Source organism: Mesoaciditoga sp., assembly GCF_054006115.1.
This window is the reverse complement of the sequence record NZ_JBPNHS010000009.1, coordinates 86957-107580: the sequence shown is the minus strand read 5'-3', so window position 1 is coordinate 107580 and position 20624 is coordinate 86957. Positions and strand designations below refer to the sequence as shown.

The 20624-nt window shown below is 40.4% G+C and carries 21 protein-coding genes; 5 read left to right on the top strand and 16 right to left on the bottom strand.

Annotated features, from left to right (window positions below; all coding sequences use genetic code 11):
• The 5 genes from ACXJIN_RS01845 to aroH all read right to left on the bottom strand — a co-directional run.
• A partial coding sequence (locus ACXJIN_RS01845; protein ID WP_498043494.1) for a DUF6079 family protein occupies positions 1-587 on the bottom strand: 587 nt, incomplete at its 3' end.
• Positions 588-608: 21 nt separating this feature from the next.
• Entirely contained in the window at positions 609-1139 is a 531-nt protein-coding gene (locus tag ACXJIN_RS01840) for a BREX protein BrxB domain-containing protein (RefSeq protein WP_456399088.1), read from the bottom strand.
• Entirely contained in the window at positions 1123-1875 is a 753-nt protein-coding gene (locus tag ACXJIN_RS01835) for a hypothetical protein (RefSeq protein WP_456399058.1), read from the bottom strand. The genes ACXJIN_RS01840 and ACXJIN_RS01835 overlap by 17 nt, the downstream gene beginning before the upstream one ends.
• 118 nt (positions 1876-1993) lie before the next feature.
• Entirely contained in the window at positions 1994-2419 is a 426-nt protein-coding gene (aroQ, locus tag ACXJIN_RS01830; protein ID WP_456399031.1) for a type II 3-dehydroquinate dehydratase, read from the bottom strand.
• Positions 2416-2766 carry a chorismate mutase gene (gene aroH, locus ACXJIN_RS01825; RefSeq protein WP_456399029.1) on the bottom strand — a complete coding sequence of 117 codons (351 nt, stop codon included), beginning with the start codon at positions 2764-2766 and terminating at the stop codon, positions 2416-2418. Before aroH ends, aroQ begins: the two co-directional genes overlap by 4 nt.
• A 496-nt stretch (positions 2767-3262) precedes the next feature.
• Here aroH and ACXJIN_RS01820 point away from each other — a divergent pair, with 496 nt between their 5' ends.
• Positions 3263-4021 carry a Sir2 family NAD-dependent protein deacetylase gene (locus ACXJIN_RS01820; RefSeq protein ID WP_456399028.1) on the top strand — a complete coding sequence of 253 codons (759 nt, stop codon included), beginning with the start codon at positions 3263-3265 and terminating at the stop codon, positions 4019-4021.
• Between the two features lie 2 nt (positions 4022-4023).
• Entirely contained in the window at positions 4024-4761 is a 738-nt protein-coding gene (locus ACXJIN_RS01815) for a prephenate dehydrogenase (protein ID WP_456399026.1), read from the top strand.
• Here ACXJIN_RS01815 and ACXJIN_RS01810 read toward each other — a convergent pair.
• Genes ACXJIN_RS01810 through ACXJIN_RS01795 form a run of 4 tightly spaced genes read right to left on the bottom strand, consistent with a single transcriptional unit; the run spans position 4750 to position 9560 of the window.
• Entirely contained in the window at positions 4750-6195 is a 1446-nt protein-coding gene (locus tag ACXJIN_RS01810; RefSeq protein ID WP_456399024.1) for a shikimate kinase, read from the bottom strand. The two genes, ACXJIN_RS01815 and ACXJIN_RS01810, sit on opposite strands and share 12 nt — an antisense overlap.
• Entirely contained in the window at positions 6182-7297 is a 1116-nt protein-coding gene (aroC, locus tag ACXJIN_RS01805) for a chorismate synthase (protein ID WP_456399023.1), read from the bottom strand. The genes ACXJIN_RS01810 and aroC overlap by 14 nt, the downstream gene beginning before the upstream one ends.
• A complete protein-coding gene (gene aroA, locus ACXJIN_RS01800) occupies positions 7294-8550 on the bottom strand; it encodes a 3-phosphoshikimate 1-carboxyvinyltransferase (protein WP_456399021.1) in 1257 nt (418 codons plus the stop codon). Before aroA ends, aroC begins: the two co-directional genes overlap by 4 nt.
• Positions 8547-9560: a bifunctional 3-deoxy-7-phosphoheptulonate synthase/chorismate mutase gene (locus ACXJIN_RS01795; protein ID WP_456399019.1), complete on the bottom strand. Its 1014-nt coding sequence runs from the start codon at positions 9558-9560 to the stop codon at positions 8547-8549. Before ACXJIN_RS01795 ends, aroA begins: the two co-directional genes overlap by 4 nt.
• Before the next feature lie 320 nt (positions 9561-9880).
• On the opposite strand from ACXJIN_RS01795, the gene ACXJIN_RS01790 reads away from it, so the two are divergent.
• From ACXJIN_RS01790 to ACXJIN_RS01780, 3 genes are all read left to right on the top strand, one after another.
• Positions 9881-11152, top strand: a complete 1272-nt coding sequence (locus tag ACXJIN_RS01790; RefSeq protein ID WP_456399017.1) for an ABC transporter substrate-binding protein — start codon at positions 9881-9883, stop codon at positions 11150-11152.
• A gap of 68 nt (positions 11153-11220) precedes the next feature.
• Positions 11221-12120, top strand: coding sequence for a carbohydrate ABC transporter permease (locus ACXJIN_RS01785; RefSeq protein WP_456399015.1), 900 nt, complete (start codon positions 11221-11223; stop codon positions 12118-12120).
• On the top strand, positions 12120-12953 hold the full coding sequence (locus ACXJIN_RS01780; protein WP_456399013.1) for a carbohydrate ABC transporter permease: 834 nt from the start codon (positions 12120-12122) through the stop codon (positions 12951-12953). The genes ACXJIN_RS01785 and ACXJIN_RS01780 overlap by 1 nt, the downstream gene beginning before the upstream one ends.
• On the opposite strand, the gene ACXJIN_RS01775 is transcribed toward ACXJIN_RS01780, so the two are convergent.
• Genes ACXJIN_RS01775 through plsX form a run of 7 tightly spaced genes read right to left on the bottom strand, consistent with a single transcriptional unit; the run spans position 12943 to position 20622 of the window.
• Positions 12943-13758: a hypothetical protein gene (locus tag ACXJIN_RS01775; RefSeq protein ID WP_456399011.1), complete on the bottom strand. Its 816-nt coding sequence runs from the start codon at positions 13756-13758 to the stop codon at positions 12943-12945. The two genes, ACXJIN_RS01780 and ACXJIN_RS01775, sit on opposite strands and share 11 nt — an antisense overlap.
• Positions 13755-14327, bottom strand: coding sequence for a HEAT repeat domain-containing protein (locus ACXJIN_RS01770; protein WP_456399010.1), 573 nt, complete (start codon positions 14325-14327; stop codon positions 13755-13757). Before ACXJIN_RS01770 ends, ACXJIN_RS01775 begins: the two co-directional genes overlap by 4 nt.
• The gene (locus ACXJIN_RS01765) at positions 14314-14964 is read right to left on the bottom strand and encodes a redox-sensing transcriptional repressor Rex (protein ID WP_456399008.1); all 651 of its coding nucleotides are present in this window, start codon (positions 14962-14964) and stop codon (positions 14314-14316) included. The genes ACXJIN_RS01770 and ACXJIN_RS01765 overlap by 14 nt, the downstream gene beginning before the upstream one ends.
• A gap of 24 nt (positions 14965-14988) precedes the next feature.
• Positions 14989-17445 carry a leucine--tRNA ligase gene (leuS, locus tag ACXJIN_RS01760; RefSeq protein WP_456399007.1) on the bottom strand — a complete coding sequence of 819 codons (2457 nt, stop codon included), beginning with the start codon at positions 17443-17445 and terminating at the stop codon, positions 14989-14991.
• Positions 17446-17793, bottom strand: coding sequence for a ribosome silencing factor (gene rsfS, locus ACXJIN_RS01755; RefSeq protein ID WP_456399005.1), 348 nt, complete (start codon positions 17791-17793; stop codon positions 17446-17448).
• Positions 17794-17829: 36 nt separating this feature from the next.
• Positions 17830-19644: a glutamine--fructose-6-phosphate transaminase (isomerizing) gene (gene glmS, locus ACXJIN_RS01750; RefSeq protein ID WP_456399003.1), complete on the bottom strand. Its 1815-nt coding sequence runs from the start codon at positions 19642-19644 to the stop codon at positions 17830-17832.
• Positions 19645-20622 (bottom strand): phosphate acyltransferase PlsX, encoded by a 978-nt coding sequence (gene plsX / locus ACXJIN_RS01745; protein ID WP_456399001.1) that lies wholly within the window; start codon positions 20620-20622, stop codon positions 19645-19647.
• Positions 20623-20624 lie beyond the last annotated feature (2 nt).

Genomic DNA, 20624 nt, shown 5'->3' with positions numbered 1-20624 from the left:
TCTCGTACGTTGTTGATATCGAGGCTGTTTTGGATGAGATAATTTTTAAACCCTTCATAATAGCCTTGTTTTTCAAGCTCAAATTCCATCGATGAGACGTTAAGATCCTTAGAATACCCGAGTTTTTCAAAAAGCTTCTTCAACATGACCCTTTGTATCGTGTTGTTTTCACTTAGGGAGATATCTTTTATGATTTCAAATATCACGACTTCTGCTGGAATTTTTTCCAACGTGGATATCTTTCCGTCTATGAAATCTTTTTTATCGGACGAATTAAGCCTTTCTCTAAATCTATCATGTGCCGTTAATCCATTTCCAAGCTTGGTGTTTGCGATAAGATAGCCAAGAATCTTTGCAAAGTAGGATTTTCCCGATCCGAAAAAACCGGATATCCACACTCCAATATTTTTGGTGGAATTGAGCGTGTAATCTTCAAGAAAAGTTTCAAGAAGCTCTTCTATTTGATCGGTAACTATGTACTCTGAGATGTCTTTCTCAACTTGAGCGGGATCTTGTTCATCCGCCTTGATAACCAGATTTATCTCTTTCTCAACATCCAGAGCGAAAAGCTCTCTTAACTTTGGCATCTTATCACTCCCTAAAAATGTTCATATTATTTCGGCACGGTAAATAGACGTGACGTGTCGAGCGTTCAGAAAATAAAGACTTTCGTCTTTTCTCTTTCCAGGATAAACGACTATCAATGGAAATTTCATATTTTCAGTTATGGATTCTATCACTTGATTGAGCCTTAAAAGACCGTTGAGTATGCCTATTCTATGAATTACAACGGTTTTTTCTGAGGATTTTTTCACTATTTCTTCCGTTATGGAACTAAGAAGCATTCTCAGAAAGCTTTCTTTGTAATCCTTCCCATAGAATTCTTTATCTTCTTTCAGATTTTCCAGGCCATACTCATCCAGCGTTCTCAAAAGTATTTCGGAGCTATCTAAGTACGCTGCTTGATCATTCAGGGCTTTTTTTAGGTCTTTAACGGCATTAGTCTCTTCTGCCGGGGGAACGGTTAGAATTATGACTTTTGATCCTTCTGTTCTGCCTTTAATTTCATTCGGCCTTTTAAGCAAATCTTCGAGTATCGACATCTTTTCCTTCAGGCTGATGTCAGGATCTGATAGCATTGGGCACCGCCTCAAAATCGATCTTTGGTTCTAATTTGATGATATCACCAGACATTGCAAATGAAATAAGACCTCTGAATTGTATTTCTTTAAGCATAGAAATTAGCTCTCTTTCCGATACCAAAAGGTATTTAAAATCATCGGCTTTGAGGATTTGAGATGGTGTTTGTTTTGAATTTAAAAGGTGGAAAAGTAAAAATATCATCGATTCGATGTTTGGGCGATAAAATCTGAATTCATGAAAATTTTTTTCTGAAGAAATTACCCCCATTCCACGCAAGAGTGCAAGGTATCCGCTTACGTGTTTATTTACAGTGCTGGGGTTAGAAACTTCTTGCGATACAAAATTGAAAAGTTCTTTTCTTTCGAAATATTTCGCGTTATGGAATTTTTTGAATGTGAAATCGAGAGTGATCTTTCGCACCAGATCGTCAGATCTGCAGTTCTTCCAAAACATGATTTCCTTTTTTGTTTGGGGATGAACTCTTTCGTCTGAAATGACCTTTGCAAATATTTCAAGCTCTTTTTGTTTAAAGCCTTTAACGTATCCGCTTATAATCCAATTTATGTATCCCTTCCTTGTGCTCTCAGTTTTAATTCCTAAGGGGTTTTCCTCTACGAATTTTCTTTTTATTTCGTCTATTTTTGTGCCATTAACGATCTCTTTCATCACAAACTGTACATACTCAAGATCGTCAGGTGTGTGGCCAAGATGAGTGAATTTTCTTTTTTTCAAGTTATTGACCTCCTAATGGCTAAGAAAGAAGACCCAAGTTTGTTACAAGTATATCACATACCCCTTATTTAAGGCGTTGTTGGAAGGTGAGTGTCAAGTTAAAAAGAGGGACGATCATTCAATTTGGTGAAAGAATGAACTGAGCTGCGAGAATGTAGCCTTCAATTCCTAAACCGGAGATGACGCCATTACATACCGGTGCTGTTACGCTGTGAGTGCGGAATTCTTCCCTTTTGAATACGTTTGAAATATGAACTTCCACTTTTATTCCTTTGAATATTTCGAGCGCATCGCGGATAGCGTAGCTGTAATGGGCGAAGGCTCCGGGGTTTATCACGATGGCATCATCGTTTGGCAGTTTTTGAATGTAATCTATGATATCTCCTTCATGATTCGATTGAAAAAAATCAACGTCAACATCATTTTCATCGCACCAATTTTTTATCCGTTTTACCATTTCTTCGTATCCGGTTGTTCCGTAAATGTTTGGATCGCGTTTTGAAAGCATGTTAAGATTTGGGCCGTTTATCACGTGAATTTTCATCTTTCCCACCTCCAGCTTTTCAGGGATTGAGCGCCATCGTAAACGTTCACAACGTCTGTGGTTTTGTCCCTATCCGTTATGATTAACACCCTCAAAACTTTTTGAGCCGCCCCGGTAAAATCCGCCTCTTGCAAACACATCAAAGGCACATCATGCCCACTTTTTCTGAAAATCGTTGCCGGGTTCATCGATTTAAGATCTTTTGTCACGCTAAAAATGACGCTTACAACTTCATCATCTTTCAAACCGTTCCGCGAAAAGATTTTTTCCGTGAGATCTAACGTGGCCCTTTCGATCTCTTCGTAAGAATCTTCTTTTACAAATGTGGCGCCTCTTATGGCTTTCAAATTCCCACCTCCGATGTTTTTAGGAGTATATCATCATTTGCTCTTGATGCGCATAGAGAATCATCCGCAGTAAGACAACGATGTTTTCATATGACACTTAATTTTCTGAGGTTTGAGAGCATTTCGATCAACCCTCCCTGTCAACTAACGTTGCCACCCCTCCCGTTCTGCGGGAGGGGACTAAAAAGAAGATAACATGAAATTAACTCTGTCTCTAAATTGGAAATGTCGATGGAGTCATTTTTATATAAATTTGTCCCCATGTGCAAAGGAAGTACGATGAAATCATTTCTATAAGAAGTCTGCCCCCGCTTGCGGGGGAAGTGTCTGCGAAGCCGACAAAGGGGGCATAGTATTGATACGAGGCTAAAGAGAAAAGAAAATGAATCCTATATGAGGTTGAGAGGCACAGGACGTGCAAATTAAATTTGCATAATTTGAACCAAGTGATATATGCTAACATAAGGGGAAACGAGATCTCTAAGAAGGTGATAAAGTGGAAGATGAAAAAGCCCTGAGATTTTTTGAGAAGTTGAAATCCCACAACGGCAAGACGACGGTTTTGACGGGCGCGGGAATAAGTACTCCAAGCGGTATACCGGATTTTCGCTCTCCAACTGGCATATATTCAAAATACGATCCAGAGGAACTTTTCGGTTTGAATAACTTCATAAGAAACCCCTCGTATTTCTACACCTTCGCTTTGGAATATCTTTTCACCATGAAAAATGCCAAGCCAAATTCCGTGCATTTTATGCTGAAAAAGTTGGAAGATCTTGGCCTGATAAGAGGAATAGTAACGCAAAATATAGATATGCTACATGAAAAAGCCGGCTCAAAGAAAATCGCAAATGCCCATGGCAGCATGAAAACGGGCCATTGTCTTAGCTGTGGAAAAGAATATTCTTTACAAGAAATGGAAAGGCGGGCAATGAGCTCAAAAGACAAGGTTGCGCACTGTGACTGTGGCGGCTTGATAAAACCTGACATAGTCTTTTTTGGTGAATCCTTACCAGAACGGGATGTAAGTTTAGCTTACGAGTGGTTGGAAAGCTCAACTTTGGTGGTTGCAATGGGAACAACTTTGGCGATTTACCCGGTGGGCATGTTCCCGGAAATCGTTTTAAGAAATGGTGGGGAATTGGTCATAGTTAATGGAGGCCCAACCGCCATGGATTCAAAAGCGAGCGAAATTTACAACGTTTCACTTGAAGAATTCGCAAACGAAGTACTTAAAATTTTGGAAGGTAAGTAAAAATGAAAATAGCCATAGTAGGATTGGGACAAATAGGTGGCTCAATGGCGTTGAAGTTGCGCGAAGTTGGAGTGAAAGCGGATCTTTTCGATGTCGATCCAAAAATCTGTTCTTTGTTGAATGCGAATTGCAAGAACTTTGACGGCAAGGGTTATGATTTGATCGTTTTAGCTCTTCACATTCCAGTTCTTTTGAAAATCATGAACGAATTGCCAAAAGATAACCTTTATCTTGATACGGCATCCGTAAAATCTCAGGTGGTTGAAATGGCAAAAAAAGCCGGCTTGAGATTCATAGGTGGGCACCCTATTGCCGGAAACGAACGTGTGGGACCTGATTCATGGGATGCACATCTCTTTGAAGGAAAGCCATTTGCCCTTGTCGAGGCGAATGGCAATTCTGAAGATAAAAAAACAGTCGAAGAATTTGCCAAACTTTTAGGATCAAATCCAATATGGACAACCGCAAAAGAGCACGATGTATCGCTTGCTCATACAAGTCATGCGCCTTATTTCGTTTCCATCGCGGTGAAAAGGGTCGGAAAAAATCATGAAAAATTTGCGGGACCTGGTTATGAGTCCATGACAAGGCTTTCAAAACAAGATCCAAAGCTTGCAGATGTTTTTATCACGTACAATGGTGTAAATACGGCAAAGGTGCTTCGAGAAGTTGCGAATGAAATTCTAAAAATGGCAAACAAAATAGAGGCACAAAAGAATGAAAATCATTCAAGGGATTAAATAGTTCAAAATATCTTCAATTTTTATTTTTTCAATGTGAGATTTTCCGATCTCGTCGATTATCGGGACAACGATGTACTTTCCTTCACGTTTTTTATCTTTATCTATCCATCGTTTAATTGAGGCGAGCCCTATATTTGGGAAATTCAGCCTTTGAACGACGCTTTCTATTTTTTGAGCCATTTGTGGGCTGAACATTTTGGATTCCACTTTCATTCCGATGGCCACAGCATGACCATGAGAAATTGCGTTTTCACTTTCACTTTCTATGGCGTGGGCGATGGTGTGCCCGAAATTCAAGACATGCCTGTAATTATCATCATAGGGATCTTTTTCAACTATTTCCAGTTTATCCTTTGTGGCAAGGAAGATGAGCTTTTTCACGCTTTCATATTCCCTTTTAATTATGCTATCGAAATTCATTTCTATGTGATCGAAAAGTTCCTTGTCGTGAACTATTCCCAGTTTTAAAGCTTCAACTATTCCCTCTTTGAATCTTTCCTCTTTTAAACTCAAAGAGAAAATTGGATTTATAAAAACGTCCGGTGTTCCAAAAACACCCACAACATTTTTAATACCTTCAAAATTAAAGGCAAATTTTCCACCTACGGCAGCATCAACCATTCCCAGAAGCGTCGTTGGAAGAAGGTTAAAATTCATTCCGCGCATAAATGTTTGGGCGGCGAAACCCACCGCGTCCGTTACCGTTCCACCACCTATGGCGTTCACAACGGATTTTCTCGTTAAATTATGCTTTAAAAACATCTTCCATATCTCACTCACGCTGGAAATACTTTTCAAAGTCTCTCCGTCTTCCACACCTATTCCTTCGATTTCCCATATTCTTTTTACATTTTCCGAAACCATTGTTAAGTCCGAAGGAGGAAAATTAAAATCATCACAAATAACCAATTTTTGGAACGAACTTGGAATTTTCACACACGATGGAACTATCATCTCTTTCGCGATCTTCGCGGCTACTTCCCATTCGTTTAAATCGGAAGTTTGAACTTTTTTGAATCTCTCATAAAACGGTTTCCTTTTTTCGAAAAGAGAAAAGAATTTTTTTTCGCTTTCAGCCAACGGCCTACCGCTTTCTTTTACCCTCTTCCACAGAATTTCTACTGGACAATGAAGGTAAAAAGTTTGCATGGAAGAGAGGATTTCCCTGTTTTCAGCGTTTTTTACTATTCCGCCGCCTGTGGAAATAACGATATCTTCCAATTTTGCCACTCTTTTGAGAAGTTCCTTTTCTTTTTTTCTAAATTCACTTTCTCCGTGCTTTTTGAAAAAATCAGAAATAGAGCCGTTTTCTTTTTCGAATTCTTCATCCATGTCAATCCATTTGAATCCTAATATGCCGGCCAATTTTTCTCCTACTTTACTTTTCCCAGAACCCATCATCCCGATAAGGGCCACTCTATTTCTTCTCACGGAAAATCCCCCATTTCCTTGAAGCTCTGTAATTTTCCACCCTTTCCTTCATTTCTTGAAAAGTCGATCCACCAAATTCATTCATCATCTCTTTGAATATGACGGTTGAAAGCTTAGCTTGCGCTATGATGGAAACAGCCCCAACAACGCACGTATCCGATCTCACGTAAGAGGTCTGAACGGCTTCACCACTTTTAAAATCAACGGTTTTCAAACCCTTACGTTGGGTTGGGACGGGCTTTACGAAAAGGGTTATCTCGACCTTTTCTCCGTTTGACATGCCACCTTCTATGCCCCCAGCATGATTTGTTTTTCTTTGACCATCGATGCCTATCTCATCCAAAGCTTGCATGCCGTTAAGCTTATACGTTTTGTCTATGTCTCCATATACGATTCCCTTGACAGAAGGAATGTCAAAAAGTGATTTGGCTATGAGGCTGGTAAGGCGATTTTCATACGAATTAAAAGTTCCCAATCCCACTGGAAGTCCCTGCGCAAGTGCTTTCACTTTTCCTCCCAAAGTGTAGCCGTTTTCAGAAGCTCCGTCTATTTCACTCATCATCATCTTTTCCGCCTCATTATCTGGGCAAAGAAGGGGATGCGCTTGTGAAGATAATTCTCGAACACTTTCAGCCTTAGATTCAATTTTCCCTATGGATTGTGTATATGCCCATATCTTCACTCCCAACTCTTCAAGAGCCTGCCTGAAAAATTCACCAATCGCCACATCCATTGCCGTCCTTCTGGAGCTGGAACGCTCTGTTGTAACGCGCGCATCTTCAAAATCGTATTTGATCATTCCCGCAAAGTCAGCATGGCCCGGTCTTGGAGCCGTTGATTTACCATTCGGTGGAGTGGTAGATCTGTTTTTTATGAAAAAAGTTAACGGTGCACCAGTGGTTTCACCTTCCCACAAACCGGAAAGGATTTGTATGTGATCACTTTCTAATTTCATCCTTTGACCACGCCCATAAACATGTTGTCGTGAAAACAAAGCCCTGTTTATTCGTTCGATATTCACCTTGAAATGGGCTGGAAACCCTTCCACGATCCCAAAAAGTCCGTATCCGTGAGAATCACCGGATGTCAAAATCTTTATCATTCCATCACCCCTTTTAAATCTGAGAAGAAAGCGGGATAGCTTATCGATACACATTCAGCGTCTTCTATTTCTACGCCATCAGAACATACACCGGCGATGCTCGCAAGCATTGCCATCCTATGATCGCCAAATGATTTTACTTTCGCACCATGAAGAGGAGTTTTTCCACGAACACGAAAGCCGTCTTCTAAACCTTCTATATTCGCACCTATCTTTTTTAAAATGTTAACCGTTGCCTCTATTCTGTCGCTTTCCTTTTTGCGTAGCTCTGAGGCGCCGTGCACTACCGTTTCACCTTCAGCAAAAGCTCCTAAAAGCGCTATTAAAGGCACTTCATCGACCATTGAAGGTATTTCTTCCGGAAGAACTTCCGTTCCTTTCAATTTTGAACTTTCCACCACTATATTTCCAACTGGTTCAACACCTTCTTCCTTCTCTATCTCAATATTTCCTCCCATTCTTTTTAAAACTTTTAGCAATCCCGTGCGCGTTGGATTCAATCCTACCCTGTTTATTTTTAAACGCGCGTTTGAATGTATAATTGAAAGTACTAAAAAGAAAGCGGCCGAAGAAAAATCCCCAACAACTTCAAAAGTAAACGCGGGGATATCTCCTGGTATTATCTTCAATTCATTTCCATCTTTTTTTATCAAATCGAATTGGGACAAGAACTTTTCCGTGTGATCTCGGCTTTGAACATTTTCAACGTAAATAGATTCTCCCTCTGCACTAAGCGCTGCAAAGATAAAAGCGGATTTAACTTGCGCGCTTGAAAGTTCAGAAACGTAGCGTGTGGAGTGTAAGTTCCCACCTCTAATGGAAAGAGGCAAATTTGAAGCGTTGTTTCTGCCATCAAATTTTGCTCCCAATGCACTAAGCGGCTTCACAACCCTTTTCATCGGTCTTTTAGAAAGAGATTCATCACCATAAAGCACTGAAAAAAAGTTCTCCCTTGCCAACAGCCCCATTCCAATTCTAGACGTTGTTCCGGAATTCCCGCAATCGATTGGGAAAGAAGGTTCTTGAAGCTTTACCGGGGGTATGATAACGATCCTTTCCCCTTCATCTTTTACAAATGCCCCAATGCTTTTTATGAAATTCATGGTTCTAAGCGTATCTTCCGAACGAAGCAAGTTATGCACCGTGCACTTTCCTGTGGAAATGGAGGAAAACAAAAGCATCCTATGGCTTATGGATTTGTCTGGTGGAGGTACTATTTGTCCCCTTATCTTTGAAGATGAAGGTATTTTCATGCCGTCACCTCTAAGGCTTTTAAGATCTTCATGCTGTTCTTATACGTTTCCTCAAATTCCGCAAAATTCAAACTTTGTTGCCCATCCGAAAGCGCTTTTTCAGGGTTGGGATGCACTTCTATCATGGCTCCATTTGCACCCACGGCAACGACGGCTTTTGCCAAAGATGGTATAAGATCCCTCCTACCCGTAGAATGACTTAAATCAACCACGATTGGCAAATGAGAAAGAATTTTCACAAGAGGGACAGCAGACATATCCAACGTGTTTCTCGTGTATTTCTCGAAAGTCCTTATTCCCCTTTCACACAGGATAACATTTTCATTGCCGTGATGAAACAGATATTCAGCCGCCAATAACCATTCTTCTATTGTTGACATGAATCCCCTTTTCAAGAAGATGGGTTTACTGGAATTTCCAAGCTTCTCAAGAAGCCTGAAATTTTGCATATTTCTGGCACCTATTTGAATTATATCCACGTATTCTTCAAAGATATCGAAGTCATCCACCGACATCATCTCGCTTATAACTTTCATACCGTACTTATCTCCGACTTTTCTAAGGATCTTTAAACCTTCTAAGCCCAAACCTTGAAAGGAGTACGGTGATGTTCTTGGCTTGAAGGCACCTCCGCGCAATATTTTCACTCCAAGTGATGACAAAAAACTTGCTTCCTCATCCATCTGTTCCATAGATTCCACCGCGCAAGGCCCTGCGAAAAATTCGAAGTGCTTCCCTCCAATTTTTACTCCGTTAATGTCTATGATCGTGTCATCAGGATGGAACTCCCTTGAAGTCAGCTTGAAAGGCTTAAGAACGGCTATAATCTCTTCCACACAATCTAAAGCTTCAAAATTTTCTCGCCTTTCGTAAACATTTTCACCTATTATTCCAACGATCGTCTTTTCAGCGCCTCTGGATAGGTTGACGTCAAAGCCAAAATTCTTAGCAAGGTTTACCACTTTTTTAACATCTTCTTCGGAAACATGTGGTTTCAAAACGATTATCATGATCATCATCTCCTTTTATTCCAAATAAAAAATCGGGGATTCTTTTTCAGAATCCCCGATTTGTGAGCAAATTTTTGGTAAAAGAAAACTACCTCACCTCACAAACGGGGGGTGGTGATAATAGTAATAGTAAGCGTAATTGTCTTTTGCCAATAAAATTTCTTTCATGTTTCTCTCCTTTTTCTCAAAAGAAAAAATGTTTATTCAATTCTACTATTTAGAAATTGTTTTGTCAAGTGCAAAAAGAAGGATTCTTTAAATTGATAATTTCGTTTAAAACATGTTAAAATAATTTATCGAAAATCAGGAGGTGACAGGGTGTGAAAGTGAAAATTTTAGTGGTGCTTTTCGTTTTGGTAATTGCGCTGTTTGCGATGAGTTTTGCCGCCAACACGGTAACTCTTAACATGATTCAAGTGTTTACCAGTCCCCAAAGAACTCATGTTTTAGAAACTATTATAAAAGAATTCGAAGCCCTTCATCCGAATGTCCACATAAATCTAATTTCTCCTCCTTACGAAAGCGCGTATCAAAAAGTTTATCTCATGCTCAGCACAAATCAACCGTTGGACATAGTCGAGGTTGGTGATTGGTCACTTGAAGGTGTGGTTCAACTCGGGAAAATGGAAAATCTTGAGCCCTACATTGCCAAGTGGTCCGGAGCCAAAGATTTAATACCCGGCCTTTTAAAAGCCGTTAGGGTAACTGGAGGAAAAGCTTACATAATACCAAACGGTGTTTACGCAAAAGCCCTTTTCTACAGGCCAGATATACTTGCAAAGTACGGCATAACTCAGCCTCCGGCAACCATGAAAGAGCTTTACAACGACTGCTTGAAGATCACAAATCCCGCAAAAAATCAATACGGTTTTGATTTCAGAGGAACTGGACTTCCCACCAATTTCATAGACATAATAACAACATCTTACTTGGATAACATAGATCCTTCAAACATGTACAAGCTTAAAAATGGAAAACTCTGGTTCAAGGATCCTCGGGCTTTAGAAGGTTTAAAATTGTACTTGAAATTCTACAAAAACACCGCGCCAAAAGATTCCATAAACTGGGGATTCGACGCGCAAGTAAACGCGTTCGTTGCCGGAACAACACCATTTCTCTTTCAGGATCCGGATACAACAGGTCTTTTAAATAGTATGCTCAAAAAAGGTCAATACAAAACGGCTCCACTTCCCGTAGGTCCCTCCGGAAAAGTCTACCCGAGCTACGGATTTGGAGGATGGGGAATTCCAAATTACTCCAAACATAAAGAACTCGCGTGGGAATTCATAAAATTCTTCACCACGCCAATGATATCCGCTTATTTCTGTAAGGAGTACGGCGCGCTGCCAGTCTTAAAATCCGTTTACGAAGACGATCCATATTTCAGCTCTGGTGTTTTTGAAGGATGGAAGAAAATGTTTGCCGATCCTCAAAAATACGTCTTCACGTCATATCCACTGGCAAACCCGGCCTGGACAAGATGGACAAAGTATCAACAGGATACCATGCAGCAAGCGCTTCTTGGAAGGATAACTTTGGATCAACTTACAACAAAATGGTACAACTTCTGGAAAAAAGCATTCGGAATGTAAAAAGCTATGAAATGGCGGCTGAGGCCGCCATTTCGTCATTTTGTAAACGTGAAAAATAGGGAGTGAAAATGAAAAGAAGTAAAGCACACCGAAATTTAAAAAAATTCATCTTCTGGATGCTCTTTCCCACTTTTACAATAGTTGCAGTTTTAACTTACTACCCAACGATAAAGGGCATATTGCTGGCATTTGAAAATTACACCGTTTTCACTTTTCAAAATATTCAATTCGTTGGATTGCAAAATTTTGAAACTATCTTTTCCGATCCCAACTTTTTCATAGCGTTGTGGAATACGATATGGTGGATAGCCTTATCGGTTGCGTTTCAATTCGTGTTAGGATTCGCTCTGGCACTCTTAATGAGGAAACCCTTTAAGGGAAGGGGCGTCTACGCAGGTATAGTTTTCTACCCGTGGGCTCTTTCTGGATTCGCACTTGGAATTTTATGGTCATGGCTTTTGAATGGTCAATTTGGTCTTATAAACGACATTCTCATGAAGCTTCACCTTATACATCATGGAATAGATTTTCTTTCAAACCCGTCTTACGCTTTTATCTCGGTAATAGCCGTAAACGTGTGGTACGGCATTCCTTTTTTTGCCATAATGATACTTGCAGCTTTGCAATCAATACCAAACTCCCTGTACGAAGCAGCCGAAATAGACGGTGCCGGTAGCGTTTCGAAGTTTTTCAACGTAACGTTACCTTACATAAAGCCAACAGTTGTCAGCACACTTTTGCTTAGAGTTATATGGGTTATGAACTTTCCTGACATAATATATGGTATGACAAAAGGAGGTCCCGCTGGCTCTACAAATATATTGGCAACTTACATGATAAACATAGTCTATTTTGAGTCGGATTACAGCAAAGCTTCCGCGGTTGGCCTTATAATAATCAGCATCTTAACGGCTTACGCTTTGACGTACTTGAAATTCACATCGTCATACGAATTGGGTGAGATTTGATGAGAAAAGAAAAAAAGATATCGAAAGTTTTAAGATTTTTCTTTCTTTCGCTTTATTTGATTGCCGCAATTGTACCGCTTTATTGGATCTTTTTAACGTCTGTAAAATCTCCTCAAGAAGTTTACGCTTATCCAATAGTATACTGGCCAAAGCATATTTCATTTGAAAGTTACAAATTTCTATTTGGCTTTGCAAACTTTGCCCAATACTTCAAAAATAGCCTTTTTGTTTCCATAACGGCCTCTTTTTTGGCGATGAGCTTTTCCATTTTGAGCGGATACATAATGGCAAGGTACAAATTCAGATTTAAAAAATTCCTGATAATAACGCTCTTTCTGGCACAGATGATTCCCGCTTACCTTTTAATGATTCCTCAATACACCATGTTTTCAAAGTTAGGCATGATAAATAATCTGTGGGCATTGGTCATCGTATACGTGAACATCGCGGCTTCATTCAGCACGATAATGGCCAGAGGATTTTTCTCGAGAATACCGCGTTCTCTAGAAGAGGCGGCTATGATGGATGGCACATCAAGGATAGGGGCCATATTTCGTGTTACATTACCATTGTCTTTACCAGGAATAGCGGCCATATTCAGCTTTTCTTTCGTTAACACATGGAATGAACTGTTCACAGCGGTTTTATTCATAAATAGCAACTCAAAGATGACGGTGCCTGTAGCGTTGAATTCCTTTATTTCAAAAGCTGGCATTCAGTGGAATGTTATGAGCGCTGGTTTAATAGTGGCCCTGCTTCCAACAATAATCGTCTTCGCATTTGCGCAAAGGTACATAGTCGCGGGTTTAACCCAAGGAGCGGTTAAAGAGTAAGAAGCTTTGAAATTTCTTTTTCTTTGAGCACCTCTTTAGCGATCTTTTTCGCTCGTGTCCATGAATCCAAAGAGAAATCTGACATTGAGATTGGAAGATTTGAAAAGTTGAAAACAACGTCAAATTTCTTTGAATAATGTTCCATCAAGGCAATGGTTCTCATGTAATCTGCCCTCATCATTATCTCCCATGTTCTCGTTGTTTTTTTCTCCCCCGGCAAAGGCATGGTGTTCACAAATATCTTGATGCTCTCTTCCTCATCCAAAGTTGAGAATCCAGGAACACCTGTCACGCTTGTGGTAGAAACGAGTTTTTGGTTTCTGTAATCGGCGGGAACAAAAATGGGCGTAACTGACATTGCGGCTTTCAGGCCAGCTTTCCATTCTCGAGAAGTTATCAACACTTCTTTCGCTTTCAAAATATTCACCGAGGAAAAGAAAACATCCATTTGAGGCCTGGAAGTGTTTTCAAGTCTGGAAAGCATCACTTTTTCTCTCACCATACCTTTTATGTGTTTAGAAGTCATACTTGTGGCCAATTTGTACATATTCGTGAACTTTGAAAATAGAGATTCACCTGTATTTATGAAAAGTCGAAAACTTTTTGAAAGATGGGGAAAACGGTATATAACACGCTCTTCAAATTTTCCATCCATGGCTGCAAAATCGTTAGCAAACAACGCTCCAATTCCACACGCATATATCCTATACGGTATGAGTTTTTCACTTTCAAGTTCATTCAGTATGGCCGCCCCAAGCAAAGAAAAGCCATTTATTCCATTTAGATACAAGGCAAAATTTTTCATTCTCTAAACCTGTCTTTCATATCATCCGGTAGAAGCTGAAAAAAGGCTGGATGCCTGTTACACATTGATTGAAGCACCTCAACCAATTCTTCATCCTCTTTTGCTTTTTCCAATATTGCTTTGAAAACTTCTGGATTATCAGAAGGTTCTAACGCTATCGCAAGATCAAAAAGGGACTTTCTCATATACGGATCTTCTTCAAATTCGTAAAGGAGGTACTTTTCTGCCTCTTTTTCCCCCAATTTCAGCAAGGCAGAGTAAACGATTATCGCCTCTTTTTCATCTTCAACCATATCAAGCAAACGGTAAAGAACACTCACCGAACCCTTGCAATTCATGTCAGCAAGAAGATCGGCAGCGTAAAACATTCCCACGCTCTTTTCTTCGTTTTGAATTCTTTTACTGAGCTCATCTTTTACTTCCTCACAGCTTTCAAGATTTTTTAAAACTTCTGCCGCTAATTCCGCGGTTTTAGCATCCGAGTCAAAAAGAAACGAAATAAGCTTGGGAATTGCCTTATTCCCAAGTTCATCGACGATTCTATTTATGAGTTTTTCACTTTCTTCCAAGAAATCCACCCCAAATTTTAAACGTTAACGACTTGAACGAAACGGATATATCAACATCTTCAAGTTCCACACGATGCGTGTATATCTTCACTGGAGCAAAATTCACAAGCCCCTTTATTCCAGCACAATTTGTTAACTTATCTGCTACTGATTGGGCGTACTCCGCTGGTACCGCTATGACGCCTATTTCTATTGAAAGTTCCTTTATTTTTTCACATAACTCATTGACGTGATAAATCGGGACTCTGCGTGTTCCAACAACTTTTCCAACCTTCTTTTCATTTTTATCAAAGAGTGCGACAACTTTGTATCCATCTTTCAGCAATCCCTCATAATTTGCCAGCGCTGTTCCTATGTTACCTGCTCCAACAACGCCTATATTCCACGTTCTGTTTATGCCCATTATATTTTCCAGGGCGTCTTTAAGAGAATGAAGGTTGTAACCGGTTCCTCTTTTCCCAAAGCCTCCAAAATAAGAAAGATCCTTTCTTATTTGACTGGATTTTATGGAAAGCCTATCTCCAAGTTCCTTGGAAGAGACCATTTCTTTTCCGGCTCTTAACAAAGTTTCAACACACCTATGATAAAGCGCCAACCTTTTCGCCACCGGTGATGGTATTTTTTTATTCGATTCCATAATTATTTCACCTCGCTAGTAAAATCACGAAACTATGTTCACAAGCTTGCCTTTGACAACAAAAGTTTTTTTAGGCTCTTTGCCATTCAAAGCGTTTTTTATTTTTTCATTTTCCAACGCGATCTTCACAATTTCATCATCTGACAAATCCGGATTGACTTCTACGTGAGCTCTAACCTTTCCGTTAACCATAACTGCCATCTTTACCCTTCTCGCTTTCAAGGCATTTTCATCGTAAGTTGGCCAGGAAGCGTTTGTGACAAACGGCTCTTTTCCCATTCTTTCCCACAATTCCTCGGCAATGTGTGGGGCAAATGGAGAAAGCGCTGGAACGAATTTTTCAGCAAATTCCCTTAAAAGATCAACGTTTAAACTCTTTTCATCGGTTGAATTCACGTACAGTGTAAAAGTATTTACAAGTTCCATAAATCCGCTCACAACGGTGTTGAATCTGAAAGCTCCTTCTATATCTTGAGTGATCTTTTTTATCATTGAATGAAGCTTTAACCTCAATTCATGTTCTGTATCGTCCAATTTTTCTTCATCCACTTTACCCTTAGCTTCACGAATAAGAGGTAAGATCTTTTCAAAGAGATTCCACATCTTCGTGACAAATCTGTCTACTCCCTCGATGCCGCTATCCTGCCATTCCGCATCTTTTTCTGGTGGTCCCATAAAGAGAATGTAAAGGCGCAAGGTGTCCGCGCCGTATTTCTCTATCATTTCATCTGGGGAAACTACATTTCCTTTAGATTTTGACATTTTAGCGCCATCTTTGTATATCATGCCTTGAGTGAAAAGATTCTTGAATGGCTCGTCAAATGAAAGCACTCCAGCGTCTCTAAGTGCCTTCGTTATAAATCTCGAATAGAGCAAGTGTAAAATCGCGTGTTCGACTCCACCTATGTATTGATCCACAGGAAGCCACGCATCAACATCTGCTTTTTCAAACGGTTTGTCTTCATCTTTTGGATTTACGTACCTTAAGTAATACCATGAAGAATCTACAAAAGTATCCATGGTATCGCTCTCTCTAATGGCTGGTCCTCCACATTTTGGACAGGTGGTGTGAAGGAATTCTTCATCCATGGAAAGGGGTGATTTTCCGGTTGGATCGAATTTAACGTCCTTTGGCAATTTCACCGGCAAATCTTCTTCTTTAACGGGAACTATTCCACATTTTTCGCAATAAACAACGGGAATGGGCGCGCCCCAGTACCTTTGTCTTGAAATGAGCCAATCTCTTAACTTGTAATTTACGGCTTTCTTTCCAATCTTATTTTCTTCAAGATATTCAAATATTTTTTCTATGGCATCTCTGTTGTTCAGGCCCGTAAACGGCCCGGAATCCTTCAAAATTCCATCCCCATCATATGGCAAATCACAGCCATCAGAGGAAACAACTTCTCTTATGGGCAGATCGTATTTAACGGCAAAAGCGTAGTCCCTCGTATCGTGAGCTGGCACCGCCATTATGGCACCGGTACCGTATTCGTACAATATGTAATTTGCAACGTATATCGGTATTTTTTCGCCATTAACCGGGTTTATCGCGTGTGTGCCCAAAAAAACACCTTCTTTTGGAGCATCCGCAGAAAATCTTTCAAATCTGTTTTTGCCAGCTTTTATCTTGGCTAAGAATTCTTCAACTTCTGTTTTCTTATCTTCCAGCGTGAGCTCTTCAAGAAGGGGTGACTCTGGCGCTATCGCCATGAACGTTACTCCCCACAAGGTATCGGGCCTTGTTGTAAAAATTTTGAGCTCTTTTCCACTCTCGGCTATCTTAAAATTCACCTCGGCGCCAACGCTTTTTCCTATCCAATTTCTTTGCATGGTCTTCACGTTTTCTGGCCATCCATCTAGTTTGTCCAAAAATTCATCCAGTTCTTCAGCGTAATCCGTGATCTTCAAATACCATTGATCAAGTTGCTTTACAACAACTGGCGTTCCACACCTTTCACACTTTCCATCTACAACCTGCTCATTCGCCAGAACGGTTTTGCAATGAGGACACCAGTTAACGGCCCCCGTCTTTTTATACGCCAAACCCTTTTCGTACAATTTTAAAAATATCCATTGAGTCCATTTGTAATAATCTTCATCACAGGTTATAACTTCTCTATCCCAATCGTAGCTAAAACCAAGCTTTTTTATTTGAGAACGTATCGTTTCTATGTTTTTTCTTGTCCATTCTTCTGGATGGATGTTTCCATGAGATATTGCGGCATTTTCAGCGGGCAATCCAAAGGCGTCAAAACCAAAAGGATTCAAGACGTTATACCCTCTCATTCTTTTGTAACGAGCCACCACATCTCCAATGGTGTAATTTTTCACGTGTCCGACGTGAATACTCCCCGATGGGTAAGGAAACATCACCAACGAATAATACTTTGGCTTTTCAGACTTTTTTGGTGTATGAAAGATACCAGCCTTTTCCCATCTTTCCTGCCATTTTTTGTCTATTTTTTTATGATCGTACATTCAATCCTCATCCTCCTTACCTGGATCCACTCTTTCGGCATCAGACCACAACGATTCTAAATCGTAAAACTCTCTTGCCTTTTTCGTGAAAATGTGAACCACCACTTCTTCGGCATCAACTATCATCCAATCATGATCCGAATCTTTATCGTAAAAAACTATGGGATGGCGATTTTCTTTTAGAAGCTCAACGATTCTATCACGCATCGCTTTCATCTGAGTGTTTGAGTCAGCGGTGGCAATCACAAAATAATCGGTCATGTAACTCAATTCGGTCATCTTGAGAACGGTTACATCCGCGTCTTCATCTTTTGAAATTTCTTCACATATCCTCTTTAAGATACCCAACGTTCGTGCCTCCCCGCATCAAATTTTCCAAAATGCTTACTCCACCGTTACGCTCTTTGCAAGATTTCTCGGCATATCTATGTTTAAATTCCTTTCATCAGCCACATAATAAGCGAAGAGTTGAAAAGTCGTCGCTATTAAAAAAGGATAAAGGTAATCTTCAACGTTTGGCAAGAAAATAGCATCGTCAATCATCTTGAGAGTGCTTTCATCACCTTCGGTCAATATTGCAACAACGTGGGCATTTCTTGCCTTTGTTTCAAGAATATTGGAGAGCATTTTTTCTCTCAACTTATTCTTCACGGCAATTGCCATTACCGGAAATTTTTCGTCCAATAAAGCTATTGGTCCATGTTTAAGCTCTCCAGCCTGGTATCCAACCGCATTTGTATAACTTATTTCCTTCAACTTTAAAGCGCCTTCTAAAGCGGATGGAAAGTGAATTCCACGCCCTATGTACATGAAATTCGAATAGCCAACGTACTTTTGGGCAACATTTTTCACTTTATCGGCAGAAGAGATCAAAAAATTATCCACCAATTCTGGAAGTTTAGAAATATTCTCAATCATTTTTGGATGGCGAACGCCACGAATTTTTTCCATATAAAACGCCAACAGATAAAGCACCATAAGCTGCCCAATGTAAGCTTTCGTCGAGGCAACACTTATTTCCGGTCCGGCGTTTATGTACAGAGTTTTATCCGCCTCGCGGGTAAGCGTGGAGCCAACCACATTTGAAATGGCAAGCACTTTACCACCCAAAGACTTAACCAGACGCACACTTTCAAGTGTGTCAGCCGTTTCGCCAGATTGGCTTATCGCAACCGTAAGGGTTTTATCGTCAACAAGCACATTCCTATATCTGAATTCCGAAGAAACTTCAACTTCCACGTTGAAAGGCCTTAGGCTTTCAAAAAAGTACTTAAAGATGAGACCGGCGTGATAACTCGTTCCGCAGGCTATGACGTTTATTTTCTTCACATCTTTAAGGAATTTTTCCCAGCCTTCAAGTTCCATTAAAATAACATCATCGTTTTTTATTCTTCCAACTATAGCATCGGATAAAACGCGAGGTTCTTCGTGAATCTCTTTAAGCATGAAGTGTTTGTATCCACCCTTTTGTGCGTCTTTTTCATCCCATTCAATGTGCTTTTTTGTGCCTTCTACCTTTTTTCCAGAAGCTTCGAATATCTCAAATGTTCCGGCTTTTAAACGCGCGATCTGACCATCTTCCAAAAAAAACACATCTCTGCTTTCACTGAGCAAAGGCGTTACATCCGAAGCGCAAAAGCTCCTTTTCCCATTAGTAGCAAGCACCAACGGGCTTTTTCTTCTTGCAAAGACGATTTCGTCTTCAACATCGGCGTGGATGACACCGATGGCATAAGTGCCTTCTAAATCGAGTGTGGCCCTTCTAACAGCTTCTAACAGATCTCCTTCAAAGTACTTCTCAACCAAATGAGCGATAACCTCTGTATCCGTTTTGGAAATGAATTTATGCCCCTCCGACTCAAGTTGGCTTTTTAAAGTTGAAAAATTCTCTATTATACCGTTATGGACCACCGCTATTTTGTTAGTGCAATCTGTTTGTGGATGGGCGTTCAAGTCATTTGGCGCACCATGCGTCGCCCACCTTGTATGCGCTATACCGGCTTTTATTCTTTCTCTTAGACCTTCAGAAACGAATTTTCTGAGCTCATCCACCTTTCCGGTGTGTTTTTCCACAACCAAGGTTCCATTTTTTGTGTAAGCAATACCAGCAGAATCGTAACCCCTGTACTCAAGCTTTTTCAAACCATCAATGAGTTCTTCTACCCTTCCGTCCCCAATAAAACCATATATCCCACACATTCATATCCCCTCATTTATCCTGTCTAAAATATGATTTTCCACGCCTTGGGCGGCTACCCTTAACGCGTTGTATATGGCCAATTTATCTGACGAACCATGCGCTTTTACAACCGTTCCCTTAACGCCAAGCAAGAAAGCCCCTCCGTACTTTCTGTAATCGAAGCTTTCCTTAAAAGAATCGAAAGTACCCTTCATCATCAAAGCGCCTAACTTTTGAAAAATATTCGATCTTTTAACGGCGTCTTTCAGACTTTTAGAAAAAAACGCCCCCACCCCTTCAAGGGTTTTGAGCGCTATGTTTCCGCTAAAACCATCGCTTACCACAACGTCAACATTTCCCATGCAGATATCTCTTCCTTCAACGTTTCCTACAAAGGATTCTCCAAGTTTTTCACGCATCAGCGCGTACGCTTCTTTTACAGTACCGTTTCCCTTTTCTTCCTCGGTTCCAACGTTTAAAAGCCCACACTTTGGATCCTTCCTTCCGAGAACTGATTTAGCGTACGCCAAGCCCATAACGGCAATCTGGGGATAATTTTGAGGCTTAAGGGTGGCATTCGCTCCTGAATCTATCAGCACGGTTCCACCTAAAACAGATGGAATTGTCGTGGCTATGGCAGGTCTTTCAACGCCTCTAATCCTTCCAACAATAAAAGTTCCACAAACCAAGATCGCGCCGGTATTTCCCGCACTGACAAAGCCATCCGCTTTTCCTTCTTTAACGATCTGGGCGCTTGCCGCAAGAGAACTGTCTTTCATTTTTAAAATATCTGTGGGCTTTTGCGACATTCCAAAACGTTTTGGCGCGTGAAAAAACTCTATTCTTTCCGTACCATCAGGGACGAGCTTTTTGAGCTTTTCTTCGTCTCCAACCAAAATAACGGTATGTTTTGTCTTTTTAATGAACAAAAGCGCTCCCTCCGTCTCTTCGTAGGGAGCGTTATCACTTCCAAATGCGTCGAGTGCTATCCTTGCCAAAT

Bases quoted from the DNA above. Each gene is read 5' to 3' on its own strand.
- ACXJIN_RS01840 (WP_456399088.1), bottom strand. From the start codon at position 1,139: ATGCTATCAGATCCTGACATCAGCCTGAAGGAAAAGATGTCGATACTC.
- aroQ (WP_456399031.1), bottom strand. From the start codon at position 2,419: ATGAAAATTCACGTGATAAACGGCCCAAATCTTAACATGCTTTCAAAA.
- ACXJIN_RS01815 (WP_456399026.1), top strand. From the start codon at position 4,024: ATGAAAATAGCCATAGTAGGATTGGGACAAATAGGTGGCTCAATGGCG.
- aroC (WP_456399023.1), bottom strand. From the start codon at position 7,297: ATGATAAAGATTTTGACATCCGGTGATTCTCACGGATACGGACTTTTT.
- aroA (WP_456399021.1), bottom strand. From the start codon at position 8,550: ATGAAAATACCTTCATCTTCAAAGATAAGGGGACAAATAGTACCTCCA.
- ACXJIN_RS01795 (WP_456399019.1), bottom strand. From the start codon at position 9,560: ATGATAATCGTTTTGAAACCACATGTTTCCGAAGAAGATGTTAAAAAA.
- ACXJIN_RS01785 (WP_456399015.1), top strand. From the start codon at position 11,221: ATGAAAAGAAGTAAAGCACACCGAAATTTAAAAAAATTCATCTTCTGG.
- ACXJIN_RS01780 (WP_456399013.1), top strand. From the start codon at position 12,120: ATGAGAAAAGAAAAAAAGATATCGAAAGTTTTAAGATTTTTCTTTCTT.
- ACXJIN_RS01775 (WP_456399011.1), bottom strand. From the start codon at position 13,758: ATGAAAAATTTTGCCTTGTATCTAAATGGAATAAATGGCTTTTCTTTG.
- ACXJIN_RS01765 (WP_456399008.1), bottom strand. From the start codon at position 14,964: ATGGAATCGAATAAAAAAATACCATCACCGGTGGCGAAAAGGTTGGCG.
- leuS (WP_456399007.1), bottom strand. From the start codon at position 17,445: ATGTACGATCATAAAAAAATAGACAAAAAATGGCAGGAAAGATGGGAA.
- glmS (WP_456399003.1), bottom strand. From the start codon at position 19,644: ATGTGTGGGATATATGGTTTTATTGGGGACGGAAGGGTAGAAGAACTC.